20 protein-coding genes are annotated in these 23,048 nt (G+C 61.2%); 9 read left to right on the forward strand and 11 right to left on the reverse strand.

The genetic code is table 11. From position 1 onward, the window contains the following. The 9 genes from LB551_RS18195 to LB551_RS18235 all read right to left on the reverse strand — a co-directional run bounded on the left by LB551_RS18195 (position 1) and on the right by LB551_RS18235 (position 10,168). Entirely contained in the window at positions 1-1,536 is a 1,536-nt protein-coding gene (locus LB551_RS18195; RefSeq protein WP_140551940.1) for a sugar ABC transporter ATP-binding protein, read from the reverse strand. Positions 1,537-1,854: 318 nt separating this feature from the next. Continuing rightward, positions 1,855-2,754: a polysaccharide deacetylase family protein gene (locus LB551_RS18200; protein WP_140551939.1), complete on the reverse strand. Its 900-nt coding sequence runs from the start codon at positions 2,752-2,754 to the stop codon at positions 1,855-1,857. Positions 2,755-2,795: 41 nt separating this feature from the next. Then, positions 2,796-3,560, reverse strand: coding sequence for a FadR/GntR family transcriptional regulator (locus LB551_RS18205; RefSeq protein WP_224626960.1), 765 nt, complete (start codon positions 3,558-3,560; stop codon positions 2,796-2,798). A gap of 84 nt (positions 3,561-3,644) precedes the next feature. Further along, a complete protein-coding gene (locus tag LB551_RS18210) occupies positions 3,645-4,394 on the reverse strand; it encodes an SDR family NAD(P)-dependent oxidoreductase (protein ID WP_140551938.1) in 750 nt (249 codons plus the stop codon). 30 nt (positions 4,395-4,424) lie between these two features. Then, complete coding sequence (locus tag LB551_RS18215; protein WP_140551937.1) at positions 4,425-5,480, reverse strand: ABC transporter ATP-binding protein; 1,056 nt, start codon at positions 5,478-5,480, stop codon at positions 4,425-4,427. Then, entirely contained in the window at positions 5,477-6,496 is a 1,020-nt protein-coding gene (locus LB551_RS18220; RefSeq protein WP_181172538.1) for an ABC transporter ATP-binding protein, read from the reverse strand. The genes LB551_RS18215 and LB551_RS18220 overlap by 4 nt, the downstream gene beginning before the upstream one ends. A 13-nt stretch (positions 6,497-6,509) precedes the next feature. After that, entirely contained in the window at positions 6,510-7,520 is a 1,011-nt protein-coding gene (locus LB551_RS18225) for an ABC transporter permease (RefSeq protein WP_210243375.1), read from the reverse strand. Continuing rightward, positions 7,520-8,443 carry an ABC transporter permease gene (locus LB551_RS18230; RefSeq protein WP_140551935.1) on the reverse strand — a complete coding sequence of 308 codons (924 nt, stop codon included), beginning with the start codon at positions 8,441-8,443 and terminating at the stop codon, positions 7,520-7,522. The genes LB551_RS18225 and LB551_RS18230 overlap by 1 nt, the downstream gene beginning before the upstream one ends. A gap of 63 nt (positions 8,444-8,506) precedes the next feature. Beyond that, positions 8,507-10,168 (reverse strand): ABC transporter substrate-binding protein, encoded by a 1,662-nt coding sequence (locus LB551_RS18235; RefSeq protein ID WP_181172537.1) that lies wholly within the window; start codon positions 10,166-10,168, stop codon positions 8,507-8,509. Positions 10,169-10,380: 212 nt separating this feature from the next. Here LB551_RS18235 and LB551_RS18240 point away from each other — a divergent pair, with 212 nt between their 5' ends. The 3 genes from LB551_RS18240 (at position 10,381) to LB551_RS18250 (ending at position 13,692) form a co-directional block, all read left to right on the forward strand. After that, on the forward strand, positions 10,381-11,358 hold the full coding sequence (locus tag LB551_RS18240; protein ID WP_140551933.1) for an asparaginase: 978 nt from the start codon (positions 10,381-10,383) through the stop codon (positions 11,356-11,358). Between the two features lie 79 nt (positions 11,359-11,437). Continuing rightward, entirely contained in the window at positions 11,438-12,514 is a 1,077-nt protein-coding gene (locus tag LB551_RS18245; RefSeq protein WP_140551932.1) for a tartrate dehydrogenase, read from the forward strand. A gap of 8 nt (positions 12,515-12,522) precedes the next feature. Further along, entirely contained in the window at positions 12,523-13,692 is a 1,170-nt protein-coding gene (locus LB551_RS18250) for a mandelate racemase/muconate lactonizing enzyme family protein (protein ID WP_140551931.1), read from the forward strand. Between the two features lie 32 nt (positions 13,693-13,724). Here the strand turns inward: LB551_RS18250 and LB551_RS18255 are convergent, their stop codons facing one another. Beyond that, the gene (locus LB551_RS18255; RefSeq protein ID WP_140551930.1) at positions 13,725-14,807 is read right to left on the reverse strand and encodes a tartrate dehydrogenase; all 1,083 of its coding nucleotides are present in this window, start codon (positions 14,805-14,807) and stop codon (positions 13,725-13,727) included. A 192-nt stretch (positions 14,808-14,999) separates the two neighbouring features. Between LB551_RS18255 and LB551_RS18260 the strand changes: the two genes are divergently transcribed. From LB551_RS18260 to LB551_RS18285, 6 genes are all read left to right on the forward strand, one after another. Further along, positions 15,000-15,914, forward strand: a complete 915-nt coding sequence (locus LB551_RS18260) for a LysR family transcriptional regulator (protein ID WP_140551929.1) — start codon at positions 15,000-15,002, stop codon at positions 15,912-15,914. Positions 15,915-16,096: 182 nt separating this feature from the next. Next, on the forward strand, positions 16,097-17,134 hold the full coding sequence (locus LB551_RS18265) for a sugar ABC transporter substrate-binding protein (RefSeq protein ID WP_224626954.1): 1,038 nt from the start codon (positions 16,097-16,099) through the stop codon (positions 17,132-17,134). Positions 17,135-17,272: 138 nt separating this feature from the next. Next, positions 17,273-18,772: a sugar ABC transporter ATP-binding protein gene (locus LB551_RS18270; protein WP_181172536.1), complete on the forward strand. Its 1,500-nt coding sequence runs from the start codon at positions 17,273-17,275 to the stop codon at positions 18,770-18,772. 36 nt (positions 18,773-18,808) lie between these two features. Continuing rightward, positions 18,809-19,783, forward strand: coding sequence for an ABC transporter permease (locus LB551_RS18275; RefSeq protein ID WP_140551926.1), 975 nt, complete (start codon positions 18,809-18,811; stop codon positions 19,781-19,783). A 52-nt stretch (positions 19,784-19,835) separates the two neighbouring features. Next, positions 19,836-20,594 carry an SDR family NAD(P)-dependent oxidoreductase gene (locus LB551_RS18280; RefSeq protein ID WP_140551925.1) on the forward strand — a complete coding sequence of 253 codons (759 nt, stop codon included), beginning with the start codon at positions 19,836-19,838 and terminating at the stop codon, positions 20,592-20,594. Positions 20,595-20,819: 225 nt separating this feature from the next. Further along, complete coding sequence (locus LB551_RS18285; protein ID WP_140551924.1) at positions 20,820-21,764, forward strand: polysaccharide deacetylase family protein; 945 nt, start codon at positions 20,820-20,822, stop codon at positions 21,762-21,764. Positions 21,765-22,354: 590 nt separating this feature from the next. On the opposite strand, the gene LB551_RS18290 is transcribed toward LB551_RS18285, so the two are convergent. Then, the gene (locus tag LB551_RS18290; protein WP_140551923.1) at positions 22,355-22,972 is read right to left on the reverse strand and encodes a TetR/AcrR family transcriptional regulator; all 618 of its coding nucleotides are present in this window, start codon (positions 22,970-22,972) and stop codon (positions 22,355-22,357) included. Positions 22,973-23,048 lie beyond the last annotated feature (76 nt).

Consider the following 23,048-nt stretch of genomic DNA (forward strand, 5'->3'; position numbering starts at 1 on the left):
TTACGCCCCTGGCGCGGCAGGCTGCCGCGACCCGTCGCGATAACCGGATGCCAGCGACAGCATACGGTCCTGTGAGAGATGGTCGTGACCGAGCTCGCCGGCAATCGAATTGCGGTAGAGAACGAGGCAGCGATCACAGAGCTGAACGAGTTCGTCCAGTTCAGTCGAATAGAACAGGATCGAGCCGCCATCGCGCACGAACGCGCGCATCATGGCGTATATGTTGCGCTTGGCGCCGACATCGACACCGCGCGTGGGATCGAACAACAGCAGGCACCGCGCGCCCGTTATCAGCGCCCGCGCCAGCACCGCCTTCTGCTGGTTGCCGCCCGAAAGCGCGCCGATGTTGAGGGGCAGGAGCCGCTTCGAAAGGTTCACTGCCGGGGTTACCTGCTCGACCAGCCGCAACTCGGAAGATCTGTTTACAAGCCTGAATGGGCTCACCTTGTCTATCATCGGCAACGAGATATTCGCCTGCGTGGTGAGATCGTGGAACAGTCCTTCGGACTTTCGTTCCTCCGGCACCAGCACCATGCCGAGCCTGCGCGCCGCGCGAGGCGAGCCGACCGATGTCGCCTTGCCTCCGACCGAGATCGTGCCCTGCCGCAGCGTCGACAGGCCCACCAGCGACTTGAAGAGACTGGACTGCCCGTGACCCTCCAGACCCGCCACACCAAGAATCTCGCCGGGAGCCAGCGAGAAGCTGATATCATTGACGCCAGGGCCGACCAGGTGACCGACCTCCAACGCCGGCGTGGCCCCGACGCGAACCGCCGACGGCGCCTTCTCCGCGGCTTCAACCACGGAGCGACCGGCCATACTGCTGAATATCGCTTCGTCGCTCATGGATTCGACATCGCTTTCCAGCACCTTGCGGCCGTTACGCAGGATAACGCAGCGCTGGCACAGGCGGCGGATCTCGTCGAGCTTGTGGCTTATGTAGAGCACTGACGTGCCGCCACGAACAGCGGCATCGACCAGTTTGAAAAGCCATTCACGGTCGGAGAGCGCGGCGGTCGCTTCGTCGAGCACCAGCACCGCCGGGCGGTGCCGCAGCGCACGCACGATCTCGACCTTCTGGCGCATGCCGAGCGGCAGATCCTCGACCAGCCGCCGGGGCGCGATATCCGTCACGTCATGGGCTTGAAGAATCTCACCCGCCTCGCGCTCGATGTTGCGCGCCGAGACCAGACCAAGGCGGTTGAGTGCCGGGCGCGGCAGGAACAGGTTCGCTGCCACCGACAATGTCGGGATCAGGCTGAGTTCCTGGAAGGCGGTTGCTATGCCGGCCGAGCGGGCGTCCACAATGCCCTGCGGCTTGAAAGGAGCGCCGCGCAATTCGATGGAGCCGGTATCAGGTGTGACGACGCCACTCAGTATCTTTACGAGTGTCGATTTGCCGGCGCCATTTTCGCCGAGCAGACCGCACACTTCGCCGGAGCGCATTTCAAACGAAATGTCCTCAAGCGCAATCGTGGCACCGTAGCGCTTGGACACGGATCGGAAATCAAGGACGTTGTGCGTTCTATCCTTCATTCCACCTCTTCCCCAGTCTTCCCTATTTGGTCAGACCAAGATTGGAGCTAGCACGCCTTACCCGCCATGACAATTAAGAAAGCCTGCAAGAAAGCTTAAATTTTCAGCACACTTGGTCTGACCGGAAATGAATGGTCGAAAAGTGGTGCGAAGGCACCAAATCCGCCATAAATTCTGCTGTTTCCAGCAGAATTGATGGGCGCTGCCATCGGCGAGATGACACAGAAAGTATAATCAATCCGATCTATCCGGTCTGACCACTCAAGCGAACCAGGCCGAGACCGTGCGGCGGTCCCGGCATAGTGCGCCGAAGCCGCTTCAGGATTTCGGACGTGCCTTGCCGCTGCGCGGGAAGCGCTTGCCGAAATCGGCCGCGATCTCTTCCATCTTGACGAACTTCACGCCCTCGAAGCCCTTCATGTAGTCATGGAGCCGTTCGTGCATCTTCAGCACATGCGGCTTGCCCGACACGTCGGGATGGATCGTCAGCGGGAACACGGCATAGTCGTAGTTCTCGTAGACCCAGTCGAACTGGTCGCGCCACATCTGCTCGATATCGCGCGGGTTGACGAAGCCGTGGCTGTTGGGCGAGGCCTTGATGAACATCATCGGCGGCAGGTCGTCGAGATACCAGGATGCCGGTATCTCGATGAGATCGGTCTCTTCGCCTTGCGAATACGGCTTCATCCAGTTGGATGGATGCTTGGAATAGTCGATCTTCGTCCACTGGTCGCCGACCGTCACATAGTAGGGGTGATGGTCGTTGTGCATCAGGGAGTGGTCGTAGAGCAGCCCCTTCTGCTTCAACAGCTCATTTGTTTTCGAGCCGAACTCCCACCAGGGAGCGACATAGCCGCGAGGCGCCTTGCCGCAAAGCTTGGTGATCAGGTCGACGCACTTGTTGAAGATGGCCTCTTCCTGCTCGGGCGACATGGCGATCGGGTTCTCGTGGCTGTAGCCATGCATGCCGATCTCGTGGCCAGCGTCGGCCACTTCCTTCATTTCGTCCCAAAAGCTCTCGATGGAATGACCGGGGATGAACCATGTGGTCTTGATCCCCCATTTTTCGAACATGCGAAGCAGCCGAAGGCTGCCGACCTTGCCTGCGAAGGCGCCGCGAGAGATGTCGCAAGGGCTGTCCTCACCGCCGTAAGAACCCAACCAGCCGGCGACAGCGTCAACGTCCACTCCGTAGGATACAAACATTTCTTTCGGCATCTCTCTTCCTTTCGTTGTTCATGTCCCCGGCCGAAGGGCGTCTATGGTAGTTGCGAGGGTGGAAGACCGGCCCGGCTTCCCGCCATGCTGATATGTTTGCGCATGTAGTAGTTGGCGCCATCGGGATCGCCCATGGCAACCGCCTCCAGGATGCGGTCATGCTCCTGCACTGCGAACAGCAGATTGCCCCGCCGCTCGGTGGGCAGGCGCTGGCTTTCCAACAGCACGCTCGCGAATGTCTGGTGCATGTCCACCAGGAGTTTGTTGCGCGAGATGCGCATGATGAGGTTGTGGAAATCGAAGTCCGCTTGCGCGTAGGCATTAAGGTCCTTCTCGCGCGCCGCGTTGCGAAAGGCGGTCGTGCATCCCTTCAGGTCGGCGATCTCCTGATCGGTATGGGTCAGCGCCGCGAGCTCGGCCGCGTAGGATTCGACGATGTAGCGGAACTGAAAGACCTCGCTCAGCGAATAGCGCGCCGCGAAGCGCCAGGACGGAGTTGCCGGTGCGCCGGAAGGGTCGGCACAAACGAAGCCGCGCCCTCCCTCGCGCGCAACAATCTCCCCGATGGTGGCGAGGATCGACAGAGCCTCGCGCAGGGTGGCGCGGCTCACATTGAGGTCGCGTGCCAGGTCGCGCTGCGGCGGCAATGTATCGCCTGGTTGCAACCTGCCGTCCCGGATCATCGACTGCAGGGCGGCCACCGTTGCCTGGGCCACACCGCCGCTGGGTTCCCGGCGCTCGCGCCGCAGGTCGGGCGGCTGTGAAGCCGCCGTCTTTCCGTCATCATTGAGATTGAGTTTCATCATGGCTAGGCCCCAGCGTGAGCAAGAATTGTCGCCACATAGCTAGAACAAGATACATTTGGATGGAACCATTCAGCCCGCGGTTGATCAGAGCATGACATCGCCGCCGTTCGGATTCATGGTTGCGCCGATGTAGTAAGCGCCCTCCTCCGACGCCAGCAACACGGCGGTGGGAGCGATTTCGTCGACATGGCCGGCGCGGCCGATCGGCAATTCGCCGAGCTTGCGCTTCTTCCATTCCTCCGGCAGCGCCCTGAACAACTCCGTCTCGATGGGGCCGGGACAGATGGCATTCACAGTTATGCCGTCGCGTGCCACCTCGTAGGCGAGCGAGCGGGTGAAGCCGATGACGCCGGCCTTGGCGGCCGCATAGTGCGCCATTTCCGGCGCGCCCTTGTGACCGAGTTGCGAGGCGATATTGATGATGCGGCCGAACTTGCGGGAAATCATCGGCTTCAGCACAGCGCGCGTGCAAAGAAAGACGCTGCGCAGGTTCACGGCCATCATCTGGTCCCACATGCCGGTGCTCATTTCGGCGACAACGGACGTCGTGTCGATGCCGGCGTTGTTGACCAGGATGTCGATCTGGCCGAGCGCCGCCTCCACCTTCTTGACGGCTGCTTCGACCTGCGCCTCGTCGCTGACATCGGCCGCGACGGCAAAGGTCTTCACACCGAAATCAGCAAGGGCGGAGGTGCGCGCCTCGGCGGCCTCGAGTTTCAGGTCGAGAACGGCCACGTCGGCGCCCTCGCGCGCGAACGCCGTGGCAATCGCGCCACCGATGCCGCGTGCGCCTCCTGTGACCAGTGCTTTCTTCCCCGCGAGACGTCCTGACATGCTTGGTTTTCCATTTCGTGGTTGACTTGACTATTGAAGCGAAGACGCGAGATCACCGGGCGCCGGCCGGCCGAGGATGCGCTCGGCCTCCTTCATGAACACGTTGAAGGTGTCGGAAGCCGGCACCGAAGCGGCGACGTCCTTGTGGCGGAAGCAATGGACCGTGTGCCGCTCGCCGACCGCCTCGGCCGGCGGCATCTCACGGCGGCAGCGATCGATGACGAACGGGCAGCGCGATGCCAGGAAGCAGCCCTGGGGCAGATTGATCGGGCTCGGGATCTCGCCCTTGAGGCTGACGCTGCTTTCGATCTTAAGATGCGGATGCGGCAGCATGACCGACGACAGCAAGCCACTGGAATAGGGATGTTGCGGGCGGTTGAAGACCGTTTCGGCGCTGCCCTGCTCAACGATCATGCCGAGATACATCACCGCGACGCGGTGGCTGATGAAGCGCACTGTGGAAAGGTCGTGGGAGATGAACAGATAGGCGGTGTTACGTTCACTCTGGATACGCCGCAGCAAATCGATGATCTCGGCGCGGGCAGTCGGGTCGAGCGCCGAGGTCGGTTCGTCGAGGACGACGAGTTCGGGCTCCGTGACCATGGCGCGCGCGATGCCGACGCGCTGCTGTTGCCCGGAAGGCAGCTCGGAAGGATAGGCGTCGAGCAAATCGGTATCCAGCCGTACCAGACGCAAGGCGTCGGCGGTGCGGCGGCGCCTCGTTTCGCGGTCGAGCTTGAGCGGCAGGAGCGGCTCGCTGATCGTGTCGCCGATCTTCATGCGCGGGTCGAGCGACTCGTTCGGCTCCTGGAATACGAGCTGAATCTTACCAGCCAGCATGCTCTTGTGTTGGTGGCGCTGGGCTAGGTCGGTGCCGCGGAAGTGGATGTTTCCGGCGGTCGGCTCGATCAGGCCGACGATGCAGCGGCCGACCGTGGTCTTGCCTGAGCCGCTCTCGCCCACGAGCCCCAGTGTCTCACCCGGCTCGATGGTCAGGCTAACGCCGTTGATCGCCTGCACCACCTGCTTGGAGCCGGCAATGGGGAAGCGCTTGTAGAGGTTGTCGATCGTCAGGACGGCGTTCATGCGTGCCTCACGGGGAAATGGCAGCGGACGAAATGTCCTGGGCTGATCTCGGCGAAAGGTGGCCGCTGTGCGCGGCAAACCGGCTGAGAGAGGGGACAACGGTCGGCATACTGGCAGCCGGTGGTCGGTTCGAGCCGCCGGCCAGTGTCCGGCACGCTCCAGCTGTCGCGCAGCCTGGGGCTATGGGAGAAGGCTGCAAGCAGCATCAGCGTGTAGGGATGCGCCGGCGCGAGGAAGAGCGCCTCGCGCGGCGCGATTTCGACGATTTCGCCCGAGAACAGCACAGCGATGCGATTGCAGAAATGCGCGGTGATGCCGACGTCGCGGGTGATGAACAGCATGGCGCTGCCATGCTCCGCGGCAAGCTTGGTCAGCAGGGCCAGGATTTGCGCCTGCACTGTGACGTCAAGTCCGCTGGTGGCGTCATCCGAGATGATAAAGGCCGGGCTGCAGATCAGCGCCATGGCGATGACGACGCGTTGCGCCATGCCGCCGGACAGTTCGTGAGGGTAGGCATCCATGCGCCGTTCCGGGTCCGGTATCTGCACGTCGTACAGGATCTTCAGCGCCATGCGCCGCGCCTCCTTGCCGCCGACGCCGAGATGGATCTTCGCCATCGCGGCGATCTGATCACCGACCTTGAGCAGCGGATTGAGCTCGGCGCGGGGATTAGGCACCACGACCGAGAGACGGCGGCCGCGAAGACGGCGGAGTTCGGATTCGGACAGGCTGAGAATCTGGCGGCCCTCGAAGTGGACTTCGCCGCCGGCGATGCGGCCCGGCGATGGCGGCAGCCCGAGGATGGAGCGGGCGAGCGTCGTCTTGCCCGCGCCACTCTCGCCGACCAGGCCAACGATCTCGCCCGGCTGTACTGCAAGGTCAATGCACTTGAGCACCGTCTTAGGTTCGGCGCTTCCCGACGGGAACGTCACGCGCAAGTTCCTGATGTCGATCAACGGCGGCTTGTTGCCGCCGTAGGCGTTGCGCGTTTTGCTTATGATTTCTGCTGCGCCCAATGACATTCTCACGTTAATTGCTGATCCGCGGGTCGAGCAGGAAATAGATGAGGTCGACCGCGATGTAGACGATGAGGGAGAAGATGGCGGAGAAGAGTACAAAGCCCAGAACCGGATAGATGTCCGAATTCAGCACACCTTGCACCGCGTATTGCCCCGCCCCTCCCCACGAGAACACGATCTCGACGAGCACCGCGCCGCCGATCAGGAAGCCGTAGAGCACGCTGATGATGGTGACGATTGATGGCAATGCATTGCGCAGCGCATGGCGCACGACAAGGTTCTGCGGCACCCCACACAAAACTTCAAAGCGGCTGAAATCAGATTCCAGCATCTTCTCCATCGTGGCCTGCGTCATCTTCAGTATGGGACCGGCATTCAGGAGCCCGAGCGTCAGCACAGGCAGCACAAGATGCGCGCAGGCAGACCAGAAGGCCTGCAGGTCGCCGGCGAGAAGCGCGTCGATGGTGAGGGCTCCGGTGACCGGCGCCGGCGGTATGACGATCATGTCGATACGGCCGAGCGGCGCAGGCGCCCAGCCGAGCACGGTATAGAAGATGAAGATCAGCACGAGGGCGAACCAGAAGTCTGGTAGCGCACCGGCACTCAAGCCATAGAGATCGGACAGGCGCGCGATCCAGCCATTTGGCTTACGCGCTGCATAGACGCCCAGCGTTACCCCAACGATGATGGCCAGGAGGAGCGAAAGCGTGACGAGTTCGAGGGTCGCCGGGAAGCGCTGAAGCAGATCCTCAAGCACCGGCCGCGTCGTCTGCCAGGAGGTTCCCAGGTCGCCATGCAGGAGATTGCGCACATAGATCAGGAACTGCATGTAGAGAGGCTGGTCGAGCCCGAGCTGCTGGCGCAGTGAGGCGATGGCCGAAGGCGTAGCTGTGGGGCCAAGCATCAGCACAGCGGGGTCACCCGGAATGCTCTTCACCAGCAGGAAGCTCACGAGCACGATGCCCAGCAATTGCGGGATCACGAAAATCAGGCGCTTGGCGAGATAAGCCAGGATGCGCATCAGGCGCCCTCCGCCGGCAGGTCGGCGCGACGGCGATGCTCGCGTGCATCGCTCAGCAGCTGCCGGCGCTTGGACGGATCGGCCAGGACCTCGATGGACGCGCCGACCAGCGAGAAGCCGAATACGGTGATCGCGAGCATCGCGCCGGGGAACATGGACGGCCACCACTGGCCGGTCACCACGTTCTGAAAGCCCATGGCGATCATGCTGCCCCATTCAGGTGTCGGCGCACGCACGCCGGCACCAACGAAGGACAGCGCCGAGGTCAGCAGGATGCCCCAGCCGACATTGACCGACAGCTGCGCCAGCACCGGTGCCATCGCATTGGGGATGATGTGGCGCCGAATGGTCTGCATGTCCGACAGGCCGTTTACCTGCGAAGCCTCGACATAGCGCATGGAACGGATGCTCAGCACCTGCGAGCGCATGAGACGCAAATAGATCGGCGCATTGACGAAGGCGATGGCCAGAACCACCGTCTGGATGCTTTGACCGAGGCTGGCAACCAGGGCGATAGCGAAAACGAAAATGGGAAATGCCTGCAATACGTCGGCCGCGCGCATGACAGCGAAGGACAGCCATACGCGAATGCCGCGCCCGCTGCTGTAGAAGCCAACAACAGCACCAATCGAGCCGCCGATTAGCGCCGACAGGAGCGTGCCCAGTATGGCGATCGTCAGGTCAATGCGCGGCGCGTATATGGAACGACTGAAAATATCCATGCCGACATTATCGGTGCCAAAGAGATGGGCGGTATCCGGCGGCTGCAGGAAGCTGGCCGAATCCGCCTCGGTCGGCGAATAGGGTGCGATGGCCGGCGCGAAGATCGCCAACAGAGTGATCGCGATGACGATCAGATAGCCGATCGCAAATCTCGGCCGGATGACCGCCAGCCTCAGGAGAAGGCTAAGCTTCGATGACATCTAAGATCTTTCCGATACTCTAACTTGTCCCCGGAGGCGGCCGCCTCCGGGGACAAGACCTCATCAGCCGCGGCTGAAATCCTGGAACCGAAGGTTATTGGACGTGTAGTAGGTATAACCCTTGAGGTTCGCCTTACGTGCCAGCGTGTATTTCGGGTAGGCAATGAAGCCCCAGGGCGCTTCGTCCATCAACGTCTTCTGGACCTGCGAATATTTTTGCTTGCGTACATTGTCATCGAGCGTAGCAAGACCGTCCTTGATCATCTGATCGACGTTCTTGTTGTCGTAGTTGGAATAGTTCACATAGCTTTCGGAGTTGAAGTAGAGGTAGGTCGAGTAGCCCGGATCCGGCGTCCACGGAGAGTCCAGATAGAAGATCATCGGCTTGGCGCGCTTGGTGACGTTCTCGTAAAACACGCCAGCCGGCAGCTTCTCCAGCGTCAGCTCCACGCCGATCTGCTTCAGCGCGGTCTGGATCAGCAATGCGATCGGCTCCTGCGTCGGGTCGCCGGCGTTGTAGGACAAGGTTGTCGCCAGGTTCTTGGCGCCAGCCTTGTCAAGAAGCTCCTTGGCCTTGGCAAGATCATAGGCATAGGTGAAGAAGCTTTCGTCTGCCATCGGGTAGATATAGGGCATCGGCGCTTTCTGCTCGTCGGCATAGCCGTAGTAGATCGTGCGGATGATCTCGTCGCGGGGGATAGCGAGGTTGATGGCGCGGCGCACATCGACATTATCGAATGGAGCGATCTTGGAGTTGAGCTCCAGCCAGATCATGTAGGACGAATTGACGGCATCCACGGCCACGTTCTGCTGCTTCTTCAGCGCCTCCAACTCGCGCGGCTGCAGGAACTGTGCGATATCGACCGCCCCGCCCTGCAGCAGCGAGAAACGACTGGCTGACTGCGGCACTTCGCGCATGATGACACGCTTCATGAAGGGCTTTTCATCCCAGTAGTCTTCGCGCGCCTCGAATACGGCTTGTTGACCGCGCACGAGCTGAGCAAGGCGATAGGGACCAAAGCCTGCACTATCGTTCTTGAGGAAATTGACCGCCCACGGGTCGTCGGAGCCACCGGCTTCGGCGCATTTGGTGGCGTCGTAGATCGGGTTGGCGAGGTTACACTGCTGCTTGAGAAGCAACGGATTGGGCTGCTCAAGATTGAAAGAGACCGCATGATCGCCTTCCACCTTGATCTGGTCAGGCGTCTTGAGACCGAGCACCGCAGTCTGGAACAGGCCTTGCCCTTTGAGATTGAACTTGCGGTCCCAAGTCCATTTCACGTCCTTGGACGTGAACTTGTTACCCCAGTTGGAGACGACACCCTCCCGTAGCTTGAAGGTCGCCTTGCGGCCATCGGGAGCCACTTCCCAGCTTTCGGCCAGCCGTCCGCGCAGCGCGAGGTTGTTCGGCTTATCGGTATGGACGCCGGTATCCTCCCGCAGCACGCCGGGCGCATTGGGATCATCCATCTTTTCATAGCCAAGCATGTACTCGTAGAGCGCACCGAGGGAATCGATGGAGCCCAGGCTCACGTCGAACTCGATGTCGAGGCCCTGGGGCGTCGCGGGCGCCGCGATCACCAGCGTAGTGTTTGCGTCCTGCGCGAAGGCTTCACCGAAACGGCCGGTCGATGCGGCAAGCACGGCGCCACCCATTGCGGCAGTCGTCTTCAGGAACTGACGGCGCGTGGGCGCCAATCGAATTCTGGTAAAATCATCACCCATATCTCGTTCCCCATTGGTTGCGCGAGAACGCTTCGTTCTCTTTCCGCTTTTGGACAGACCAAAGAGCGCAATGAACATTAATGGACAATTTGGCCTGACCGTCAATCACAAAAAAATGCGAAAAATTCGTGCATTTCGTGCACAAAAAATAGCTTCTTGATTTCTCGGTCTGACCAAATTATTCAACTTCGGGTACGCGACGAGGGACCGAAATGCGAAAAATCTGTCTGATGACAACAGGAGGGACGATCGCATCCAAGCTGGAACCCAAGAGCGGACATGTCACCGCCAGCGTCACAGGATCGGAGTTGCGCGCCATGCTGCACGATCCGCTCGATGGCATTGACATCGCCATCGACGAGTTCTGCAATGTCGGCAGCTATGCCATCGACCTCCCACTCGGCTTTGCACTGGCCCAGCGGATTTCACACCACCTTCAAGGTGACTTCGATGGAGTGGTGGTGACCCACGGGACCGATACGATGGAGGAAAGCGCCTTTCTGGCTGATCTCCTGGTCACGACGGACAAGCCGATAGTCTTCACCGGCGCACAGCACGCGGCCGATGAGGCGAACCCCGACGGCCCACGCAACCTCACGGATGCGATCCGGCTGGCCGCGTCCGAAACCGCGCGGGGCCTGGGCGCGATGATCTGCTTCGAGCAGGAATTCCATGCTGCACGTGACGTGAGCAAGTCGCACAGTTCGCGCACCGATACCTTCATCTCCTACGAGCACGGCAAGCTCGGAGAAGTGGACGGCGACCGCATCATATTGCACCGCAAGCCGGTTCTGCGCCGCACCTACGACGCAAAAGATATTGTCGCTGATGTCGATCTCATCAAGCTGGTCATGGGGATGGGCGACCGCTACATCCGCTTCGCCGCCCAGGATGGTGCCAAGGCCATCATTCTCGAGGGTTTCGGGCGGGGTAACGCGACGCCCGCCGTCACTGCCGCCGCGACGTCGATTGTCGCCAACGGCACTCCCGTTGTCATGACCAGCCGTTGCCAGCGCGGCCGGGTCAAGCCGATCTATGGCAATGGCGGCGGCAAGACACTCTCCGATGGGGGCGTGATCTTTGCCGGCGACTTGAGCGGCCAGAAAGCACGAGTGCTCGTGGCCGTTCTGCTCGGTATGGGCATCAAGGGCGAACGCCTGCGCCAGGAGATCGAATATTTCGGCGGCTGATGCACGCTCTTCCATCGCCTGATTTCTTTAAGGCGGCCATCCATCGCAGCCATCCTACTCCTGCAGCCGAGGAACCATCATGTCAGCAAAGAAGCACAGGATCGCGGTCATTCCCGGCGACGGGATCGGCAAGGAGGTCGTCCCCGAGGGACTTCGCGTACTGGAAGTGGCGGCAAGGCGCTTCGGCATCGACCTGCTGTTCGACCATTTCGACTTTGCGTCATGCGACTACCATGCCAGGCACGGCCGCATGATGCCGGAGGACTGGAAGTCCAGGATCGGAAGCCATGATGCCATCTTCTTCGGCGCTGTGGGCTGGCCGGCCATGGTTCCCGATCATATCTCGCTTTGGGGATCGCTGCTGCAGTTTCGCCGCGAGTTCGACCAGTACGTCAACCTGCGCCCTGTCCGGCTGATGCCGGGCGTGCCGTCGCCGCTCGCCAACCGCAAGCCCGGCGACATTGATTTCTACGTCGTGCGCGAGAACACCGAGGGCGAATATTCATCTATCGGCGGCAGGATGTATCCGGGCACGGAGCGCGAGATCGTCATCCAGGAAACCGTGATGTCGCGCGTCGGCGTCGACCGGATCCTACGTTATGCATTCGATCTGGCGCAAAAGCGTCCGCGCAAGCACCTCACGTCGGCCACCAAGTCCAACGGCATCTCGATCACCATGCCGTACTGGGACGAGCGCGTCGAAGCGATGGCCGCCCAATACCCTGACGTTTCTTGGGACAAGTACCATATCGACATTCTGGCAGCCCATTTCGTGCTCAATCCGAACCGTTTCGACGTCGTGGCGGCCTCGAACCTGTTCGGCGATATTCTCTCGGATCTCGGACCCGCCTGCACCGGCACGATCGGCATCGCCCCGTCGGCCAACATCAATCCGGAAGGCCGTTTTCCGTCCTTGTTCGAGCCGGTACACGGTTCGGCTCCGGACATCGCCGGAAAGGGCATCGCCAATCCGATCGGACAGATCTGGACGGCCGCCATGATGCTCGACCATCTTGGTTACGAAGAGGCTGGTTGCGCGATCGTGGAAGCTATCGAGGCCACGCTGGAGAACGAAGCCACCCGCACCGGCGATCTGGGAGGCAAGGCCAATACCGTCACCTGCGGCAAGGCGGTGGCAGAGGCACTCGAAGGATAGGACCAGGCATGCGCATCGTCGACATCAGGGAAAAGACGGTCTCGATCGCCTCCCCCATCGCCAACGCCTATATCGACTTTTCGAAGATGACTTGCTCGGCCGTCGCCGTGATCACCGACGTCGTGCGTGACGGCAAGCCGGTGGTCGGCTACGGCTTCAACTCGAACGGCCGGTACGGACAGGGCGCGCTGATGCGCGACCGGTTCCTCGCGCGCGTCCTTGAGGCCGATCCCGAAACGCTGATCGACCATGAGAACGACAACCTTGACCCGTTCGCCATCTGGAAGACGCTGATGACCAATGAGAAGCCCGGAGGCCACGGCGAACGGTCCGTGGCGGTGGGCACCATCGACATGGCCATCTGGGACGCCGTCGCCAAGATCGCCGGCGTCCCGCTGTGGCGCCTGCTGGCGGACCGTTACCGGGCGGGCGTGGCGGACGAGAAGGTTTGGGTCTACGCGGCGGGCGGCTACTATTATCCCGGCAAGGATCACTCGAAGCTGCAGGCGGAGATGCGCAGCTATCTCGACCGCGGCTACAAGGTCGTGAAAATGAAGATTGGCGCGGTGCCTCTGGATGAGGATCTGCGCCGCATCGAGGCCGTGCTGGAGGTGGTTGGTGAGGGCCAGTATCTGGCTGTCGATGCCAACGGACGCTTCGACCTGAAGACCGCCGTCGCCTATGCCAAGGCGATGCAGCCATACGGCCTGTTCTGGTACGAGGAGGCCGGCGATCCGCTGGACTATGCGTTGCAGGCGGAACTGGCGAACCACTACGGTGGGCCGATGGCGACGGGCGAGAACCTGTTCTCGCACCAGGATGCGCGCAACCTCCTGCGCTATGGCGGCATGCGGTCCGACCGCGACTATCTTCAGTTCGACTGTGCCCTTTCCTATGGCCTGGTGGAATACCTGCGCACGCTGGAGGTGATGAAGGCGCTTGGCTGGTCGTCACGGCGCGTGGTGCCGCATGGCGGCCACCAGATGTCGCTCAACATTGCCGCAGGGCTGCAGCTGGGCGGCAACGAATCCTATCCCGACGTTTTCCGGCCCTTTGGCGGCTTCGCCGACAACATCGCCGTCGAAGATGGCTATGTCGGGCTGCCGGATATTCCCGGTGTCGGCTTTGAGAAGAAAACCGAACTGTTCAAGCTGTTCCGACAATTGCACCAGCCTTGAGCGAGACGCCGGCCGTACCGAAACGGCGGTTTTCAGTTCGTCAGGACGTTTCGCCTGCCTATGGCGTTGCAGACCGCTTCGGCGACTTCGCGCGTCGTCGCCTTGCCGCCGACATCCGGCGTCATGATGCCGGCTTCACAGACACGCTCGATGGCGTGCATGAGTTGATCCGCCGCCGCCTGCTCGCCCAGATGGCCGAGCATCTGGACCGCCGTCCAGAAGGCGGCGATTGGGTTGGCGATGCCCTTTCCGGCAATGTCGAATGCCGAGCCGTGGATGGGCTCGAACATAGAGGGAAAACGCCGCTCCGGGTCAATATTGGCCGTCGGCGCCACGCCGATGCTGCCGGCCAGCGCGCCTGCGAGATCAGACAGCACGTCCGCGTGGAGATTGGTGGCCACGATCGTGTCGAGGCTCTGCGGCTTCAGCACCATGCGCACCGTCATGGCGTCGACCAGCATCTTGTCCCAGGTCACGTCCGAGAACTCGCGCGACACCTTTTCAGCGATCTCATCCCACAACACCATGCCGTGACGCTGCGCATTCGATTTTGTGACGACCGTCAGGAACTTGCGCGGCCGCGACTGCGCCAACCCAAAGGCGTAACGCATGATGCGCTCGACGCCGACGCGTGTGAAAACGGATACTTCCATGCCGACTTCTTCTGGCAGTCCCTGATGGACGCGCCCGCCGGCACCGGAATATTCACCCTCCGAATTCTCTCGCACGATCACCCAATCCAGGTTTCCAACCTCGATGCCGCGCAGAGGAGACGCGATGCCGGGCAGGATTTTGGTCGGTCGGACGTTGGCGTACTGGTCGAACCCCTGGCAAATCTGCAGGCGCAACCCCCACAAGGTCACATGATCGGGAATGTCGACCGCGCCGACCGCGCCGAAGTAGATCGCGTCGAACTTCTTGAGCTGTTCCAGCCCGTCGGCCGGCATCATCGCGCCATTGCGCTTGTAGTAATCCGAACCCCAGTCGAAGACGTTGAAATTCAGCCTCAGGTCACCGCGCTGTTCGGCCAGCATGCTGAGTACGGCGATGCCGGCGTCAATGACCTCAGGCCCGATTCCGTCAGCAGGAATCGCGGCGATCGAATATTCGCGCACTGTCAGTCTCCCTACCATACCCGGCGCGGGGACGCGCCAGATTTGAGGCGGCCTACCCAAGCCGGGCGGACAGTCCCTTGGGCCGTCCGGTTCCGCCGGCCTTGGGTTTAGAGGCCGAGTTGTGTCTGGTTCAATGCGCTTCCGATTATATAAAAATGTGATTTAATCCGGGCCTCGTACAGGAGTTGGCGATTGGACTTGCACCAATTGAGATGCTTTGTCATGGCAGCCGACGAGCTGCATTTCGGCCGGGCGGCGCAGCGCCTGGACATGCTGCCGTCGTCTCTCAGCCGGCACATCCGCATGTTGGAGGAGGATCTCGGCGTGCGGCTGATGATGCGCACCACGCGCAATGCAGTGCTGACCGAGCATGGATCCTTCCTGCTGGAACAGGCAAGGGCGCTGCTTGCCCATGCGGGCGATCTGGAGAGCAGCATCCGCGAGAAAGGCCGAGACCGTGCGGCAGTACTGCGGCTGGGCGTGATCGACAGCGCGGCGGTCGGACTGGTGCCGCGCCTCCTGCACGACTTCAAGGAGATTGCCTCTGATGTCACCGTGCAAGTCATGGAGGACAAGACAAACCGCCTGTTGCCGCGCGTGCTTTCAGGGCGGCTCGACCTCGCCTTGATCCGGCCGTCCGGCGCACCGAGCCGTCGTCTGGAACTGCTCTTCCTGCTCTATGAAACGGCCGTCGTGGCGGTACCCTCCAGCCATGAGCTGGCGCATCGGACAAGCGTGTCGGTGCTCGACCTGGTCGACCAGACCCTGATCGTGCCGGAGCGGCGGTCGCGACCGCACAGTCACGACCTGACGATGAGGCTTTTCAGCGAAAACGGCCTCTCTGCCAAGGTCGTGCATCTGGCCGACGAGAAGCAGACCATCGTGAACCTCGTGGCGGCCGGAATGGGTATCGCCATCGTACCGCGCTGGGCTTCCCGGATGCAGGTCGAGGGCGTGACCTACGTCGCGCTCGACTCGCCAGGGGCAGACGGATTGAAGAAGCTGCCGTTGGCCGTTGCCTGGACCGGGAGCACTCGCGATCCCGTGCGAGACATGCTGGTCGAGCTGCTGCGCAGCAGGATCGATGTCTATTCAAAAGACGCATGAACAGCTTGTTGCTGGCTAAATCAGGCTCTTTCCAGGCTGCTGCCGATCCTCGCCGCACCCACAGCGGCGCTGCATTTTGCGATTATTGCAAATTTTAATATAATTGACGCTCTTCTCCGCTGCGATCAACATCCGTTTTCCACGGTTGGCTTGGGGCCAACCCAAACTCTAAGGGGAAAACAATGCGCAGGCTCGTCACAACCGCTCTCAGTTGCACCGCCATCGTTCTGTCCGCATTGCCAGCGTCGACGCAAGACAAGAAAGCCATCATCGGCATGAGCGTGCCGGCGCTGCAGAACCCGTTCTGGCGCTCGTTCGCCGACTTCGGTACCGACGCGGCCAAGGCGCTCGGCGCGGAAACCGTCGTCGTCGACGCCAATCAGAGCGACGCCAAGCAGCTTGCCGACATCGAGGGTCTGGTCGCCCAGGGCGTCGGCTGCCTCATCATCACGCCCAACACATCGGCCATCGCCAAGGCGCTGCTGAACAAGGCGGAGGCGGCCCAGATACCGGTCGTGTTCGCGGAGCGCTATCCTGGGTTTGGCCCACAAGACTACGACGGCAAGAGCTATGCCGGCTTCGTCGGCGTCGACAATAAGCTCGCCGGATACAATATCGCGAAGTCGCTCTATGACGGGGGCGTGCGTGAAGTGGTTGCCATCGGCGGCGCTCCGGGCGGCGCGGTCGCCGACGAAAGAAGCGCGGGCCTGCACCAGTTCCTCGACGAGCACAAGGACATGAAGCTGCTGCAGGAACTGCGCAACGGCGAGTTGCGCCAGGATGGCTACACCGACGCGCAGAACTTCCTTTCCGCCATGCCCGGCCCCGGTTTCCAGGGCCTGTGGACCTACAATGACGATACGGCGCTGGGTGCTATCAAGGCGTTCAAGGACGCCAAGGTGATCGACGAGATCAAGGTCGCCTCCATGGACCTGATCCCCGAGGCTGTCGAAGCCATCAAGGCGGGCGAAGCGCTCTATTCGACCGGCGGCCAATGGGCTGAAAGCGGCGAGGCAGCGGTGATGTGCTACGATGCGCTCAACGGCAAGACCAACAATCCGCCGGTGAACCAACTTTCGATCCCCGGCGTGACAAAGGACAATGTCGATGCCTACGCCAAGCAGTTCATCGATGCGACCCCGACGTACGACTGGAAATCCCTGTCGCAGGTTCACAATCCGAGTGCCAAGACGACCGACTTTGTCATCGCGGTGAAATGAAAGCCTCCCGCCGCGTCGGCCTGGAACCGGCGCGGTACGATCATTTGACCGCAACGCGCGGCTGGCGTCGAGACCTCCCCGATGCCAGCCGCGCAGAATATCCAACCACACGCTTGGCGTGGAGCTGTCTCGGACATCATGGAAGTCTTCCGGATCTCGGCGATACGAAAATCCTTCGGTGCGGTTCGCGCCTTGCAATGGGATGAGGGCGAAGGGTGCATCATCGAAAGCGGGCAGGTCTGGGCGTTCGCCGGTGAAAACGGCGCCGGCAAATCGACGCTGGCAGCAATTCTATCAGGCGTGATCGCAGCTGATGCAGGCACGATAACACTTTGCGGGCAAGCCTATGCACCTTCGTCCGTCCTGGAAGCGCGAGCGGCCGGTGTTCAACTCGTTTTCCAGGAACCCGCTCTCGTCCCGTCCCTGACAGTCGCAGAAAACCTGCTCCTTGGACGCGAGGCGGAATTCACGCGGTTCGGCTTGCACCGCAACGGGTTGATGAACCGCGAGGCCCGCCGGATGCTCGCCGACATCTGCCCGCATGTCGATCCCAAGGCGGCGGCACGTGATCTGGCGCTCGAAGACCAGAAACTGGTCGAGACGGCGCGCGCGGTTTCGACCAAGCCCCGTTGCATCATCTTTGATGAAACCACCGCCGCCATGTCGAGCCGCAACACGCGCCTGCTTCTCGACCTCATACGGCGTCTGAAACCCGACACCGCCGTCATCGTCGTCACTCACCGTACAGAAGAAATATTCGAGGTCACTGACAAGCTGCTCGTGCTTAAGGACGGGCGGTTTGTGGCGGTCAGGGACACGCAGAAAACCGTGCCGGACGAGCTTTCCAACTTGATGGTCGGGCGCGAGGTGAATCTCAATCTGCGTGGAGGCATGCCGGCTGCCGCCGACGGGCGGCATGAAATGCTGCTGGATGTGTGTGGCCTCACGGTCGATGGCGGCGTCAGCGACTTCTCGCTGCGCCTCGACCGCGGCAGAATCATAGGGATCGGCGGTCTTGCGGGTGCGGGACAGGAGCGCATCCTGCGCGCCCTTTACGGGATCGACAGGGCATCGGCCGGCACCGTCCTCGTCAAGGGCGCTGCCTACCAGGGTCGTTCGCCGCGCCGCTCGATACGCCGCGGCATGCTCTACAGTCCCAAGAACCGCGACCGAGAGGGGCTGATCATGCAGCAGAAGGTCCGTGAGAACGCCGTTCTCTCCATACTAAGCCGGCTGTCCAAATTGGGAATCGCCAGCAGGCGGGCTGAAACCGGCGTGTCGAAAGCGCTGAAGCAGCGCCTGAATATCAAATGCCGCACGGTCGAGGAAAGCTGCCGCAACCTGAGCGGCGGCAATCGGCAAAAGGTGGTGCTGGCGAAACTGCTTGCGACCGCGGGGGATATCTTCCTGCTCGACAACCCGACGCGCGGCATCGACATCGGGGCGCGCGCCGAGATCTACCGGCTGATGAACGACCTCACCGCCAAGGGCAGTGGCATCGTGCTGGTCAGCGACGAGTTGCAGGAACTGCTGCAGATGAGCGACGACATTGTCCTGATCCGCGACGGCAAGGTCTCCAGGACGTTCAAGAGGCAGGACAACCCGCAGGAAAGCGATCTGATCCGCTACATGATCTGAGCCGGTCGAAAAGACCCGAGTGGAAGCGAGACGAGAATGAGTGCAAATCCCCAGGAGCCGATTCGTTCCGCCACCGGCGATGGATCGCCCGGCTTTTCCATGCCAAGCATGCGGGCGTTGGTGCCTTATGTCGCGTTCATCCTGATCTTCGCTTTCTTTTCGGTCACCGCTTTCGAGCGCTTCGACACATTTCGCAACTTCAGCACCATTCTGCAGCAGGCGACTGTGCTGGCCGTCGTCGCCTTCGGCATGCATTTCGTCATCACCGCTGGCAGCATCGATCTTTCGGTCGGCTCGACGCTTAGTCTGGCTGGACTGATCGGTGCCGCCGTTTCAGTGTCCTGGGGCCTGTGGGGCATCGCGGCGGCACTCGCGGTGGGGGCCGTGATTGGCCTCTTCAACGGTCTTGTCTTCACCTATATGAAAGTGCCGTCCTTCATGGTGTCGCTGGGCACACTGCTGGCAGTGCAGGGACTGACGATCGTTTATTCGCGCTCGAACCCCATTCCGGTGGGGGACGTCATCATGTCGCTAGGCGTGTTCCCCAACATCGTCTATGTGGCCGCGGCAATCTTCGTCATCTGCTTTATCCTTTACAACTACACCACCTTCGGGCGCTACTGTACCGCGATAGGTGGCGACGAACGCGTTTCCGATATCTCGGGCCTGCCGGTCAACACCGTCAAAGTCTCTGTTTTCATTGTCTCGGGGCTGCTGGCAGGTCTAGGTGGCATCGTCATGGCCGCAAGACTGGGAGCGGCGACGCCGACAGCCGGAACATCCTTCGAACTCAGTGTGATTTCGGCCGTCGTGCTTGGCGGAACGCCGCTGACCGGCGGCGTCGGCGCTATCCAGAACACGGTCATCGGCGCCCTCATCATCGCTATGCTGGGCAATGGCCTGATCATTCTTGGCATCTCGTCCGAGACGCAGAAGATCATCACCGGCCTAATCCTCATCCTTGCGGTGTTTCTTTCACTGGAACGCGGCAAGATCGGTGTCATCAAATGATGCGCCTCATGCCCACAATCGCATCGAACCGCGCAGCATCCGGGAGATCGTCATGACCAAGCCTACCGTAATCATCAGCGGAGCCGGCATCGGCATCGGCCGCGCCACGGCCTTCGCTTTCGCCAGGGGTGGCTACAGAGTCTGCGTGACCGACATTCTCGAGGCAGAAGGCAAGCAGGTGGCCGAAGAGATCAAGGCGGGCGGCGGCGACGCTTATTTCCGCAAACTCGACGTGACCAAATCGGATCAGGTCGACGACGTCGTGGGAGAAATCGACAAGCAGTATGGCGGCGTGGACGTCGTGGTGGCCAATGCCGGCATCGCCCACAAGGTGCCGCTGGCGCAGATGAGCGATGCCAAGTGGGACATCACATTCGACATCGACCTGAAGGGCGTGTTCCGGATGGCACGCGCTGCCACCCCGCGCATGCGTGAGCGTCGCAAAGGCGCCATCGTGGCCGTGTCGTCGATTTCGGGCATGAGCTATGGCTGGGCCGAGCATGTCCATTATTCCGCCGCCAAGGCCGGCGTTCTGGGTTTGGTGCGAGGCTTGGCCGCCGAGCTCGGCGGCGACGGGATCCGCGTCAACGGCGTCGCGCCGGGCTACATCCGCACGGCACAATCCCTCTCCGAGGAGCACTCGATGGGTGAAGCGCGGCTGGTGGCTCAGGCTCCTTCCATTCCATTGCGTCGCATCGGCGAACCCGACGATGTGGCGGATGTAATCCTGTTTCTGGCTTCCGGCGCAGCGCGATACGTAACCGGCCAGACCTTGCTGGTAGACGGCGGGCTGACGATCAAACAGGGCTAGACACCACGATCTTCTGCCTGCTTGCTCGGGCAATAGGTCGACCTCTGTGCCCAAAGCCAGGCGTCCCACGAGATGCGCATGCACAAAGACGAGTTGCGTCCGCTTGGCGGCGCCGTGGTGAAGGCCTATACGTCTCGACCGACTGGTTGCGCGACCTGCTTGACGGCGAGTTCGCCCTGAGAAGCCGATCCGCCGAATCGCACTCCAAGCCCGTAGGACCGTCCCATGCCGCTGAGCCCTCGCGAACGAATAGACTATCAGGCGATCATCGATAGGCAGCCGCTGAAATTGCCAGGCGGCGTCAGGATGCCGGTGTGGCTCATCGTCAATGTCGAACATTGGGATGCGAGGCGGCCGATGCCGCGCACCGTCCTGCCGCCGCCGATGGGCATGCCGCTGCTACCCGATATTCCGAACTGGTCGTGGCACGAATACGGCATGCGGGTGGGCTTCTGGCGTATCCACGAGAGCCTGACATCCCGAACAATTATTCCGACGTTGGCCCTCAATGGATCAGTGTGCGAGGTCTATCCTCGGATCGTGCATGCCGCGCACGGCGCCGGATGGGAACTGATGGGTCACGGTTGGCTGCAAGGGCCGATGCACAATCTCGAAGACCAGCGCATTGCTATTCGGCGCACTATCGACGCGCTGTGCAAGATTTCGGGCAAGCCGCCGGTAGGATGGGAAAGCCCAGGACTTACGGAGACGTCAGACACGGCCGACATCCTCGCTGAAGAAGGCATTCGATATGTCGCCGATTGGGTGATGGACGACCTGCCTTGCGAACTGAAGACGACGGCCGGCCCGCTGGTGACACTCCCTTACACGGTAGAGATCAACGATGTCGCCATAATGGCTGTAGCGCAGCACTCGTCGGCGGAGCTGCTCGAACGTGGCAAGCGCCAGTTCGACCGGCTGTATCAGGAGAGCGCGACCTCGCCACGGATCATGTCCATCAGCGTCCATCCTTATCTCAGCGGTGTTCCGCATAGAATCGGCTATCTGGAGCAATTGCTGGATTATATCTCATCGCATAGCGACGTGGCATTCTGGACGGGCGAGCAGATCTATAATTGGTACACTTCCGCGCAGCTCGCTGCAGGGTCGGTAGAGATTTCTGGCACGATAGGTATCTCGATGGGCGACATGCAGCCGAAAACGACATAGTAACCGAAAGGCGAACGGAACTGGAAAGCGTACGAGGAACGCGAGACCAATACCGGATCGCTACATGGGATTTGAATCGAACTCTCCGCCGATATCCGTGTGCGCCGAACTATGATGTGGCCGAAGAATTATCCGCGGAATTCCGCTATCGGACCACAAGGCACCAAGGTGGCCATAACGCCGATTTTAGACCAAGCCCGTTCCTCTTTGCCATTCAGAATTATCCGTCGCCGTCTGGAATTAAACCGGGCTCCGGAGGTCGTGCCGGCGCTCTTGCAGAGTTCCCGATCGGCCATATCGTTGGAAGCTAGGACCTTGATCGTGTGTTGGGCTCGGGCAACCTTATTCGCTCCCATGACGTCTATGTGCCCATCCTGGTTCTTGTGCTCCTCGGGGGTGCACGAACAACGAAGGAAGCGCCAAGAGAAGCCAAGACCAAGTAAGATGTCCGTAAAACGTTCCCCAACTTGGCCAAAATCCTAGCTAAGGATGATTGGGTCAGAAACCGAGAATGAAAAGTAACCGAAGCAGACGACTAATTCTCGGACAGAATGTCAGATGAAGCGAAGCCTCATTACTATGATATGAGGTTAACATTGTCTTTGGCATGAGTCAGATTTGATCATCCGTATCAGGCTGCGATAGGTTTTCTCCAGCGCATCAAAGCCGCCTTCGCCCAGCGTGATTGGCGCGGCGTTGTCGGCGATCGCCGCAAGCAGCAGGGCTGCATCGCCGGGCACGATATTCAGCGCCAACTCGCCGCGCCGGCCCGCAGCCGATAATGCATCGGCAAACAACGCCGAGAGTTCCGCGCTGAAATGGCCCAACATCTTCTGGCCCTCGACATCAAGGAGGTCGGCATCCTGCCGCAATCTCGAAATCAGGCTCCAGTTGTGTCCTTCTGTACCGGCTGGGTTGAAGTGCCGGAAGCGGGCGCGGCTGTAGGCGATCATCGCCTCGACCTGCTCGGCGAGGCTCGACCCCTCATGCGACCACACTGCCCGCAAGGCGCTCAGCGTCTCCTGCATGTAGTCGCCCAGCACCTCGTCGACCAAGGCCTGCTTGTTGCCGAAATGGTAGTGAATGTTGGCGCGCGTCGTTCCAAGCGCCGCCGAAATATCGCCGAAGCTGGTGCCACGATAGCCATGGCGCACCAGAAGCTCCAGCGCCGTATCCTTGATCGCCTGTCTGGTGTCGGTCTCGTCCATGCTTCCATCATAGCCAAATGCGTTGGCCTTGGACGCCGAAGCTTTGCGGCATCCCCAGCATTTGACGGAATACTGA

Origin of the sequence: Mesorhizobium sp. BR1-1-2, assembly GCF_020165435.1 — a bacterium.
Lineage (GTDB): Bacteria > Pseudomonadota > Alphaproteobacteria > Rhizobiales > Rhizobiaceae > Mesorhizobium.